An 11,078-nucleotide genomic window follows, 5' to 3' on the forward strand; every position below is an offset into this window, starting at 1 on the left:
GTACGGGCGGCCGCCGTGGCCGCCGCCGCCGCCTCCGCCGCGTCGCGGTGCCGGTCCAGCGCGGCACTCGCCGACCGCAGCCGCGACGGCTCGGACCCGCCTCCGGCTCCGGTCTCCGAGGGTCCCGCCGACAGCCGCAGCGTCTCCTCCGCGTACCGGTGCAGCCTCAGCAGCCGCCGCACCTGATGCCAGGCCGCGTCCTGCTCGGCGCCCGCCCGGATGTGTGGCAGTGCCCCGACGGCCTCGGTGAGCCGCCCGCGCGCCTCTTCCGCCAGCGGTACGAGCGCGGGCGCGGCTGTGCCGTCGGCCGTTCCCGGGGTGAGCTGTGCCTCGTAGGCCAGTACGGCCACCGCGTCCGCGACCGCGTGGAAGCGCCCGGACACCAGTGCCTGCAGTGCCGCCGAATGCGCCCGCGTACGGGCGAGGTTGAGCTGCCGCTCCAGCAGCGCGCCGGCCCGGGCGGCGCCCACTCCGTCGTTCGGCAGCCGGTGCAGCGCACCCAGCAGCCGGTCCAGCCGGGCGGCGTACTCGTACTCGTCGCCCAGCGCGCCGGACAGCCAGTGCAGCTCCCCGCACAGCTGGTCCGCCCAGCCGGTGTCGAGCAGTGGCCGGTACGTCTGGAGGGTGCAGCGCAGGCGACGGGCCGCGCGGCTCAGCCGGTGTACCGCACCGGCCGCGGAGGTCGCCGTCTCGGCGCTTCCCACGCTCTCGCCGTGCAGTCGCAGACCGCGCAGGAACTCGGCCGCCAAGCCGTGCAGGTAGCCGCCGAGTACCTCCGCGGTGGTCGCCGTCACCAGACTCGCGGGCCGCGCCGGAGGCGCGGGCACCTGCGGAATGGGCACCCGTGTCGCCCCGGTCACCACCGCACTCGCCCCCTCACCGGCATAACCCCCTCCGCGCGCTCGCCGGACCCCACGGGTCCGGCCCCGAGACCCCTGCCCGGGTCGTGAAGTCCGCTGCCCGGGTCATGCCGCGGGCCCACGTCGGCGTCTCCTGGCCTCGATCAGCGACTCCTGGAGGTTGCGCAGCGGCCGACCGTCGGGGTCGTGCGCGTGCCGTGTCCAGCCGCCGTCCGGGTCCAGGTGCCAGGAGGCGGTGTCGTCTGCCATGCCGGTCTCCAGCAGCTTGGTCAGCGAGGCGCGGTGCGCCGGATCGGTCACCCGCACCAGAGCCTCGATCCGGCGGTCCAGATTGCGGTGCATCATGTCGGCGCTGCCCAGCCAGACCTCCGGCTCGCCACCGTTCCCGAAAGTGAAGAGGCGGGCGTGTTCCAGGAACCTGCCCAGGACGCTGCGCACCCGTATGTTCTCGCTCAGCCCCGGAACGCCGGGGCGCAGCGCGCAGATCCCGCGCACCCACAGATCCACCGGGACACCGGCTCGGGAGGCGTGGTAGAGCGCGTCGATGACGGCCTCGTCGACGATCGAGTTCACCTTGAAGCGGACGTGGGCGGGCGCTCCCGCCCGGTGCTGGGCGATCTCCCTGTGGATGCGGGAGATCAGCCCGTCCCGCAGTTTGGTGGGCGCCACCAGCAGTCGCCGGTAGGTCTCCCGGCGGGAGTAGCCGGAGAGGCGGTTGAAGAGGTCGGACAGGTCCGAGCCGACCTCCTGGTCGGCCGTCAGCACACCCAGGTCCTCGTAGAGCCGTGCCGTCTTGGGGTGGTAGTTGCCGGTGCCGACGTGCGCGTAGCGGCGCAGCGTCTCGCCCTCCTGCCGGACCACCAGGGAGAACTTGCCGTGCGTCTTGAGCCCGACCAGCCCGTGCACGACGTGGCAGCCGGACTCCTCCAGCTTGCGCGCCCATTTGATGTTGGCCTGTTCGTCGAAGCGTGCCTTGATCTCGACCAGTACCAGCACCTGCTTGCCGGATTCGGCGGCGTCTATCAGGGCGTCGACGATCGGCGAGTCGCCGGAGGTGCGGTAGAGCGTCTGCTTGATCGCCAGTACGTCCGGATCGGCGGCGGCCTGCTCCAGGAACGCCTGCACGGACGTGGAGAAGGAGTCGTAGGGGTGGTGCAGCAGTACGTCGCCTTCACGCAGGGCCGCGAAGATGTCGGGGGGCTGCGCGGACTCCACCTGCGCGAGGCCGCGCTGCGTGCCCGGCACGAACTTCGGGAACTTCAGGTCCGGCCGGTCCATGGCCGAGACGACCAGGGACAGCCCGGTCAGGTCGAGCGGGCCCGGCAGCACGTAGACCTCGGTGCCGGAGACGTTCAGCTCGCGCACCAGCAGATCCAGTACGTACGCGTCGATCGACTCCTCGACCTCCAGCCGCACCGGCGGCCCGAAGCGGCGGCGCAGCAGTTCCTTCTCCAGCGCCTGGAGCAGGTTCTCGACGTCGTCCTCCTCGACCTCGAGGTCCTCGTTGCGCGTCACCCGGAACATGTGGTGCGCCAGCACCTCCATCCCGGGGAAGAGCTCCTCGAGGTGCGCGGCTATGACGTCCTCCAGCGGCACGTACCGGTGCGGCGATGCCTCCAGATACCGGTTCAGCAGCGGCGGAACCTTCACACGTGCGAAGTGCTGGTGGCCGCTGACGGGATTGCGCACGACGACGGCCAGATTGAGCGACAGTCCCGAGATGTACGGAAAGGGGTGCGCCGGGTCGACGGCCAACGGTGTCAGCACCGGATAGATCTGCTGCCGGAAGAGGGTGAAGAGGCGGGCCTGCTCCTTCTCCGTCAGCTCCGACCAGCGGATCAGACGCAGCCCCTCGCCGGCCAGTGCGGGGGCGATGTCCCGCTGGTAGCAGTCGGCGTGCCGCGCCATCAGCTCGCGGGACCGCGTCCAGATCTGCTCCAGCACCTCGCGGGGCTGGAGCCCGGACGCGGACCGGGTGGCGACGCCGGTCGCGATCCGCCGCTTCAGCCCGGCGACCCGGACCATGAAGAACTCGTCCAGGTTGCTGGCGAAGATCGCGAGGAAGTTCGCCCGCTCCAGCAGCGGCACCTCGGGGTCCTCGGCCAGCTCCAGCACCCGCTCGTTGAAGGCGAGCCAGCTGCGTTCGCGGTCCAGGAAGCGGTCATCGGGCAGCTCGCCGGGGTGCTCGCCCGATGGGGCGACTCCCTCTCCCGGCCGGTAGACATCGGGGTCGCCGTCCAGATCCGGGTCCGGACCGGGGACGGTGCCGCCTCCCGCGGACAGGGCGGATGATGCGGATGCGGCACGTGATGCGGGCTCGCTCATGGCCCCATTGTTCCTCGTACCGGCGGTTCCGGTACGGGCGGCGAGGTCGCGAGCGGCTGGCTGCATCCGTCGATGTTCGCAAGCCTGTCTGAATCGACGGTTACGCGCGGGTGACTGTCAGGCGAGCGGCACGCCACCGCCGGCCGCCACGCCCCGTGACGGCCGGCGACCGTCGCCGTCAGCTCTCCGTGCGGTACATCAGGTCCGTCTCGTAGGTGCGGAATCCCAGGCGCTCGTAGACCGAGACCGCCGCCATGTTGTCCGCGTCGACGTAGAGCATCGCCGTGGGCAGCCCCCGATCGCGCTCCAGGTGCCGCAGGCCGATCGTGGTGAGGACCCGGCCGAGGCCGATGCCCTGCGCCTCCGGGGCGACGCCCAGCACGTAGACCTCGCCGAGCTGCTCCGCGCTGTGCACCTTCGTCCAGTGGAAGCCGATCAGTGCCCCGGCCCGTTCCGCCAGGAAGAAGCCGGCCGGGTCGAACCAGGGTTCCGCCTTCCTGTCGTCCAGGTCCAGCTGGGAGAGGCTGCCCTGTTCCGGGTGGTGGGCGAAGGCCGAGGCGTTCAGCGCCAGCCAGGCCGCGTCGTCGGCGCCGGGCCGGAACGTGCGGACGGTCACCCCTTCCGGCAGCACCGGCTCGGGCAGGGCGGAGGTGGACACGCCGGTCAAGGGGCGCCGCAGCTGGCGCAGTTCGCGGAAGAGGGTGAGGCCGAGCACCTGCGCGAGATGCCGGGCCGCGGGGTGGCCGCCGTGCGCCCAGACCCGCAGCCGCTTGCCGGACTCGTTGAGCAGGGCCTGCCCGAGCTGCCGCCCGTAGCCCCGTCCCCGGTGCGAGGGGTGCACGACCAGTTCGCCGGTGGGCGGTTCGACGGGGTCGGTGTCCTCCAGCTGTGCGTAGCCCAGCAGTTCACCGTCCTGCCGCAGCAGCAGATGTCGCACGCCCGCGCGCCGTCCGCCGCGCAACTGCAGCCGCCCCTGCTCCGATACGGCCGCCTGGCCGTCCGTCAGGGTCGACGCGTCGATCAGCGCCTGCGCCTCCCGTACGACCTCGGCCGACGCCTCATCCACTACCACCACGTCGCTCATGGCATACGACCTTACGAGACGTCCCCGCCGCCCGGCGCCCCGACCACCGTGAACGCGGATTCCGGCGGTCGGGAGCGGGTTGCGGTGGCGGTGGCGGGATCCGGCGGAGCCGCTCAGGCGGCGGAGGTGTACGGGGTCTTCGCGCGGGCCTCGCGCAACGCCTCGGCCCACCACTCCAGCTGACGGAGCAGTCCCTTGGCGGCGGCGTTGCTGCCCTCCTCGTCGCGTGGGCGGCCGTCCTGGGCGAACCGCTCCCAGGCCGTGTGGAAGCTGAGCGTCTCGCGGACGGTGACCGCGTGCAGTTCGGGGAAGACCTGCCGCAGTTGCTCGACCGCCCGCTGGCCGCCCGCCATTCCCCCGTAGGAGACGAAACCGACCGGCTTCGCGTACCACTCGCCGGAGAACCAGTCGATGGTGTTCTTCAGGGACGCCGGGAAGCTGTGGTTGTACTCGGGGGTCACGATCACGAACGCGTCGGCGGCCGTCAGCCGCCGGGACAGGCCGCTGCGTACGCGCTCGACCTGCGGCGGCAGCGCGGCACCGAAGTCGGGGAAGGCCACGGGCAGTACGTGCTCGGCCTCGGCGAGATCGATCAGGTCGACCTCGTACCTGCCGTACGTCCTCGCCTGCCCGGCGAACCAGTCCGAGACGGTGGGCCCGAACCGTCCCGCCCGCACGCTGCCGACGATGACGGCGAGGCGCAGGGGCTCGTCGGTGGAGCTGTGACCGCTGGGGTCGCCGCTGGGGCTGCCGCTGTTGCTGATCATGGAGGTCGCTCCTCGAGCGCGGTGGTACGCACGCCGTGACGTGCGCTCGCCGTGGTGGCTGACCCCAGCCTGGAACATGAACTTCACTTCAAGTCAAACAGTCGGCTCCGTCGGCGGGTTCGCCGGCGGCTCCGCCGCTCCGGGCAGCCGCAGCACCACCTCGGTGCCGCCGCCCTCCCCCTCCGCGCCTGCCGCCGCCGCCGGTTCCAGGCTCACCTCGCCGCCCGCCTGCGCGACCGTACGGGCCACGATGGACAGGCCGAGCCCCGACCCGGGCAGGCTCCGGGCGGAGGGTGAGCGCCAGAAGCGGTCGAAGACGTAGGGCAGTTCGTCGTCGGTGACACCCGGCCCGTGATCCCGTACCCGCAGCGCGCCCTCGCTCAGCGACACCTCGACCGTGCCTCCCTCCGGGCTGAACTTGACCGCGTTGTCCAGCAGGTTGACCACCGCGCGCTCCAGCGCCGTGGGCTCACCCCACACGTACCAGGGCGTGAGCCGGGCCGAGACCGGGATGTCCGAGCTGCGCAGCCGCACCCGCTCCACCGCACGCCCGGCGACCTCGTGCAGGGCGACCACGGCGACCGGTCCGCTGCCCGGCGGCGCCTCCCGTGACAGCTCCTGCAGATCGCCGACGAGCGCGCCGAGTTCGGTCAGCTGCGCGGTGACCGACTCCAGCAGCGCCCGGCGGTCCTCGGGCGGCAGCGACCGGCCCGTCTCGTCACTCCGTACGAGCAGGTCGATGTTCGTACGGAGCGAGGTCAGCGGTGTACGCAGCTCGTGCCCGGCGTCGGCGATCAGCTGCTGCTGGAGCTCGCGCGAGGAGGCCAGCGCGGCGGTCATCGAGTTGAACGAGCGCGACAGCCGGGCGATCTCGTCGTCCCCCTCGACGGGGATGCGCACGGCGAGGTCCTCCGTACGGGCGACGTGCTCGACCACCCCCGTCAGCCGGTCGACAGGGCGCAGCCCCGCGCGCGCGAGTGCGACGCCGGCCCCCGCGGCGGCCAGCACACCCGTGCCGCCGACGAGCGCCAGGATGAGGGCCAGGTTCCGCAGCGACCTGTAGGTCTCGGTGAGCGGGCGCGCGACGGTCACCGCCACGTCGGTGCCCTCCACCGGGCTGGTCAGGACCCGGTAGTCGGTGCCCGATCCGTCCTTGCCGCGCGCGGTGTGCACGGCCTCGGGCCGCGTGCCCTTCGCCACGGCGACGTCGGCTGCCGAGACGTCCACCCTGGTGCCGACGATCACGCAGCTCTTGCCGCTCCGGTCGACGACCTGGACGGTGGCGTCGAAGGGGTTCGGCGCCCGCTGGTCGGCCGGTGAGCACTGGCCGGAGCGCACCGTGCCGACGATGAAGCTGGAGTCGACACGGCTGTTCTTGCTCAGCGACTCGTCCAGCGAGCCGATCAGCTGGGCCCGTACGAGGAACCAGCAGGCCGTCGCGCAGGCGGCCACCGCCAGCGCCACCGTGCCCGCGGCCAGCAGCCACAGCCGTGAACGCAGCGGCAGGGCGGACAGTCTGGGCCGCATGCCCGCCACCCGGCGGAGACCGCGCAGGATCACGCGGTGTCGTCCTTGAGTACGTAGCCGATGCCCCGCACGGTGTGCACCAGCCGGGGCTCGCCGCCCGCCTCCGTCTTGCGCCGCAGATACATCACGTACACGTCCAGGGAGTTGGACGAGGGCTCGAAGTCGAAGCCCCATACCGCCTTGAGGATCTGCTCGCGCGTCAGCACCTGGCGGGGGTGCGAGAGGAACATCTCCAGCAGCGTGTACTCGGTGCGGGTCAGCTCCACCTGCCGCCCGCCCCGGGTCACCTCCCGGGTTCCCAGGTCCATCCGCAGGTCGCCGAAGGTCAGCCGGCCCCGGCCGGAGCCTTCGCCGCCGATGTCCTGGATGAGCCCGGCCTGCTCCTGCGCGTAGGAAGTGCGGCGCAGCAGTGCCCGGATGCGGGCCAGCAGCTCATCCAGCTCGAAGGGCTTGACGAGATAGTCGTCCGCGCCCGCGTCCAGCCCTGTGACGCGGTCGCCGACGGTGTCCCGCGCGGTCAGCATCAGGACCGGTACGCGCTGTCCCGCCGCGCGCAGCCGACGGGCCGCGGTCAGCCCGTCCATGCGGGGCATCAGCACGTCGAGGAGGATCAGGTCGGGCCCGTAGGACGCGGCCTTCTCCAGCGCGTCCAGGCCGTCGACGGCGAGCTCCGTCCCGTACCCCTCGAAGCTGAGGCTGCGGCGCAGCGCGTCCCGTACGGCGGGCTCGTCGTCGACGATCAGCACCTTCATGGCCACCATGGCTTCAAGCTTCGCATCACCGTCGGCGACGTCGTCCGCTGCTGAGGTCCCGTCGGTGGCGCTGGTCATCCCGCCAGCGTGCCCCGGCTTCATGAGAGCCGTCTGAGCGGCCGCTGAGACGCCCCGCAGATACGGCCCCGCAGATCTCCGGAGCCGGCGCCGAGGAGCCGGCGCTGGGGATCAGCGCCGGGGAGGAGACCCGCAGCCGCACGAGCGGCGGACGACGAGCTCCGCCGGGAACTGCCGGACGCGCTGCCCCCGCGAACCGGCCACCCGCAGCGAGTCGTCCAGCACCAGATCGACCGCCGCCTTCGCCATGCCCTCGCGGTCCGAGGCGACGGTGGTGAGCGGAGGGTCGGTCAGCCCGGCCTCCTTGACGTCGTCGAAGCCGGCGACCGCCAGGTCCTGCGGCACGTCCATGCCGAGCTCGCGCGCCGCCCGCAGCACACCGAACGCCTGGTCGTCCGTCGAGCAGAAGACGGCCGGCGGACGGTCCGGCCCGCGCAGCAGGTCCAGCGCGAGCAGGTAGGTGTCGTAGCGGTTGTACGGGGCCTTGAAGAGCCGCCCCTCCACCGACCGCCCGGCCTCCTTCATCGCCCGGGTCCAGCCCTCCACGTGGTCGGTGACCGGGTCACCGGATTCCGGCGTGGAGTCGACACCGCCGAGGCAGGCGACGTACTCGTGCCCGTGCTCCAGCAGATGCCGGGTGGCCAGCTCCGCACCGGCGACGTCGTCCAGCACCACCGCCACGTCGTCGATGGCGTCCGGGCGCCGGTGCAGCAGTACGACGCGGGCGTCCCAGGCGTCTATCTCCACGGCGGCGTGCTCGCTGGGGCCCTGGCTGATGAGGATCAGGCCGGAGACCCGCATCCCCAGGAAGGCCCGCAGATAGTGGACTTCCCGTTCGTCGAGATAGTCGGAGTTGCCGACCAGGACCATCTTTCCGCGCTCGGCGGCGGCCTGTTCCACGGCGTGCGCCATCTCGGCGAAGAAAGGCTGGCGGGCGTCCGGCACGATGAGACCTATCAGGTCCGTACGGCGCGAGGCCATGGCCTGGGCGACCCGGTCGGGACGGTAGCCCAGCTCCGCGATCGCCGCGAGCACGCGCTCACGGGTACCCGGCGCGACAGGCCGGGGCCCGTTGTTGATCACATAGCTGACGACGGCGGTCGAAGTACCCGCCAGCCTTGCCACATCGTCCCTCGTCACCCTGGCCACGCGCGCAGTCTACGCGGGAAGAGTGTTCACCCCATTGGCGGGCGGCCACCCGAACCGGAAGTCCTGCGCGCGCTGGTGACGGGCGTCAGGAAGGGCTGGGCCGGGCGCCCCGGACGGTGCCTTCGGCCGCCCGGTCGGCGGGCTCCCCGGCCGCCGCCTCGCGGGCGACGCGGGTGGCCGCGTCCGTGATCGCGCGGGCGTCGGCCTTCGCCTTCTTCTCCTCGGCCGACTTCTCGCCCTTGTCCGGCGAGACGAAGCGGTAGCCGACGTTCCGCACGGTGCCGATCAGCGACTCGTATTCGGGGCCGAGCTTCGCCCGCAGCCGCCGTACGTGCACGTCCACGGTCCGGGTGCCGCCGAAGTAGTCGTAGCCCCACACCTCCTGGAGCAGCTGGGCGCGGGTGAAGACCCGCCCGGGGTGCTGCGCCAGATACTTCAGCAGTTCGAACTCCTTGAAGGTCAGGTCCAGCGCCCGCCCCTTCAGCTTCGCGCTGTAGGTGGCCTCGTCGACCGACAGGTCGCCGTTGCGGATCTCCATCGGGCTGTCGTCCGTACCGATCTGCTGCCGGCCGGTCGCCAGCCGCAGCCGCGCCTCGACCTCCGCCGGGCCCGCGGTGTCGAGCAGCACGTCGTCGACACCCCATTCGGCGGTGACGGCCGCGAGCCCGCCCTCGGTCACGATCAGCACCAGCGGACAGCCGGGGCCGGTCGAGCGCAGCAGCTGGCACAGGGAGCGCACCTGCGGCAGGTCACGACGGCCGTCGACGAGGATCACGTCCGCACCCGGGGTGTCCACCAGCGCCGGACCCTCGGCGGGGGCCACCCGCACGTTGTGCAGCAGCAGTCCGAGGGCGGGCAGGACTTCGGCGGAGGGCTGGAGGGCGTTCGTCAGCAGAAGTAGCGAGCTCACGTCTGAGTCCTTCCTCAGTCCGGTGAGGACGTCGGTACGGCACGGGCACTGCTTCGTACGGGTGCGCTCCCGGAGGCACGCTGTGCCTCCTGGAAAGCACGCTGCGCCTCCTGGAAAGCACAAAAGGACCCGGGGGCGGCGCTGCCCGGATCCTTCACTGGAAGCAGAATAGCCGACATGAGTGACGAAGCGCGGTGTGAGTTCGCTCGCTCCGGTGCCGCCGACGGCACAGCGGGTGGGCGGAGCCGGTCGCCGGGTGGGGAAGGGCGTCCGGACCGCCGGGCGACGCTGCGGGCCACGGACGGCGTGCGGATCGAGGCGGCGTACGACCGGTACGCGGGCCCCGACCCCACCGGACCGGGTGCGGACGACCCCGGCGCGATCGTGCTCGCGCACGGCTTCAGCGGGGCCGCGGACCGCCCGGCGCTGCGCCGCGCCGCCCAGGTGTTCGCGCAGTACGGAGCCGTGATCACCTTCTCCTTCCGCGGGCACGGCGGCTCCGGCGGACACTCCACGGTCGGCGACCGCGAGGTCCTCGACCTCGCCGCCGCGGTCCGCTGGGCCCGCTCCCTGGGTCACGCGCACGTGACGACTGTCGGGTTCTCGATGGGCGGCTCGGTGGTCGTCCGGCACGGCGCTCTCTACCGCCCGGACGGCCGTGGAACCGGCGACGCAGAGCACACGGCGGCGCATGAGAGGCGCACAGGCGCACAACCGCACACGGCGCCCCCGCTTCACACCGCCGACCAGACCGGGCAGACCCACCGGACCGACCGGACCGCGCACAGCGCGCACGCCGACGCCGTCGTCGCCGTCAGCGCACCCGCACGCTGGTACTACCGCGGCACCGCACCCATGCGGCGGCTGCACTGGGTGATCCAGCGGCCGGTGGGCCGGATCGTGTCGCGGTTCGGGCTGCGCACCCGCGTTCATCACCGCGACTGGGATCCCGTTCCGCTCTCTCCGGTCGCCGCCGCCCCGGTGCTGTCGCCGACCCCGTTCCTCGTCGTGCACGGCGACCAGGATCCGTACTTCCCTCTCGACCATCCGCGCTCCCTCGCCGCGGCTGCCGATCCCGACCGCACCGAGCTGTGGATCGTGCCCGGTTTCGGCCACGCCGAGAACGCCGCCGCGCCCCCGCTCCTGCGCCGGATCGGTGCGTGGACCCGCGCTCGTTCCGCCACCGCGACCGCGGCCGCCGCCGCGGCCCGGCATGATGGGGCGCGCACCACAGACGGCTGAGAGGGACGGGACCCACGATGGCGAGTGGCACGATCCGTTATTGGGCGGCGGCCAAATCCGCCGCCGGGATCGCCGAGGAGCGGTACGAGGCCATGACCCTGGCCGACGCGCTCGACGGCGCCCGGGCACGGCACACCGCGCGGGCGGACTTCGCGCGCGTGCTGAGCCGCTCCTCCTACCTCGTGGACGGCGACCCGGTCGGCAAGCGCGCGCACGAGACGGTGCGGCTGAGCGAAGGCGGCACCGTCGAGGTGCTCCCGCCGTTCGCGGGAGGCAGCGCATGAGTGAGCAGCCCTCCTACGGCACGCCGCACCCGGGCCCCGGCCCGCTGCCGCCGACCGCCGCACCCACACCGGCCACCGCGCAGGCCACCTCGTCCACGGC

Annotated in this window: 10 protein-coding genes; 2 read left to right on the forward strand and 8 right to left on the reverse strand. The window is 72.5% G+C overall.

Annotation, left to right across the window (positions count from 1 at the left end):
• The 8 genes from ACRDP3_RS11850 to ACRDP3_RS11885 form a co-directional block, all read right to left on the reverse strand.
• Nucleotides 1-860, reverse strand: an 860-nt coding sequence (locus ACRDP3_RS11850) for a CHAD domain-containing protein (protein ID WP_431516852.1), incomplete at its 3' end; no start/stop codon positions are given.
• Nucleotides 861-965: 105 nt separating this feature from the next.
• The gene (locus ACRDP3_RS11855; protein ID WP_431516853.1) at nucleotides 966-3,185 is read right to left on the reverse strand and encodes an RNA degradosome polyphosphate kinase; all 2,220 of its coding nucleotides are present in this window, start codon (nucleotides 3,183-3,185) and stop codon (nucleotides 966-968) included.
• A gap of 178 nt (nucleotides 3,186-3,363) precedes the next feature.
• Complete coding sequence (gene mshD, locus ACRDP3_RS11860) at nucleotides 3,364-4,269, reverse strand: mycothiol synthase (RefSeq protein ID WP_431516854.1); 906 nt, start codon at nucleotides 4,267-4,269, stop codon at nucleotides 3,364-3,366.
• 113 nt (nucleotides 4,270-4,382) lie between these two features.
• Nucleotides 4,383-5,036, reverse strand: coding sequence for an NADPH-dependent FMN reductase (locus ACRDP3_RS11865; RefSeq protein WP_431516855.1), 654 nt, complete (start codon nucleotides 5,034-5,036; stop codon nucleotides 4,383-4,385).
• A 93-nt stretch (nucleotides 5,037-5,129) separates the two neighbouring features.
• Nucleotides 5,130-6,563, reverse strand: coding sequence for a sensor histidine kinase (locus tag ACRDP3_RS11870; RefSeq protein ID WP_431516860.1), 1,434 nt, complete (start codon nucleotides 6,561-6,563; stop codon nucleotides 5,130-5,132).
• 29 nt (nucleotides 6,564-6,592) lie between these two features.
• Nucleotides 6,593-7,324, reverse strand: coding sequence for a response regulator transcription factor (locus ACRDP3_RS11875; RefSeq protein WP_431516861.1), 732 nt, complete (start codon nucleotides 7,322-7,324; stop codon nucleotides 6,593-6,595).
• Nucleotides 7,325-7,504: 180 nt separating this feature from the next.
• A complete protein-coding gene (locus tag ACRDP3_RS11880) occupies nucleotides 7,505-8,542 on the reverse strand; it encodes a LacI family DNA-binding transcriptional regulator (protein WP_431516856.1) in 1,038 nt (345 codons plus the stop codon).
• An 85-nt stretch (nucleotides 8,543-8,627) separates the two neighbouring features.
• Complete coding sequence (locus ACRDP3_RS11885) at nucleotides 8,628-9,452, reverse strand: winged helix-turn-helix transcriptional regulator (protein ID WP_431516857.1); 825 nt, start codon at nucleotides 9,450-9,452, stop codon at nucleotides 8,628-8,630.
• A gap of 177 nt (nucleotides 9,453-9,629) precedes the next feature.
• Here ACRDP3_RS11885 and ACRDP3_RS11890 point away from each other — a divergent pair, with 177 nt between their 5' ends.
• Together ACRDP3_RS11890 and ACRDP3_RS11895 are read left to right on the forward strand one after the other, a co-directional pair.
• Complete coding sequence (locus tag ACRDP3_RS11890) at nucleotides 9,630-10,694, forward strand: alpha/beta fold hydrolase (protein ID WP_431516858.1); 1,065 nt, start codon at nucleotides 9,630-9,632, stop codon at nucleotides 10,692-10,694.
• 17 nt (nucleotides 10,695-10,711) lie between these two features.
• On the forward strand, nucleotides 10,712-10,978 hold the full coding sequence (locus ACRDP3_RS11895) for a MoaD/ThiS family protein (RefSeq protein ID WP_431516859.1): 267 nt from the start codon (nucleotides 10,712-10,714) through the stop codon (nucleotides 10,976-10,978).
• Nucleotides 10,979-11,078: the final 100 nt, after the last annotated feature.

Origin of the sequence: Streptomyces sp., from assembly GCF_050698815.1 — a bacterium.
Classification (GTDB): Bacteria; Actinomycetota; Actinomycetes; order Streptomycetales; family Streptomycetaceae; genus Streptomyces.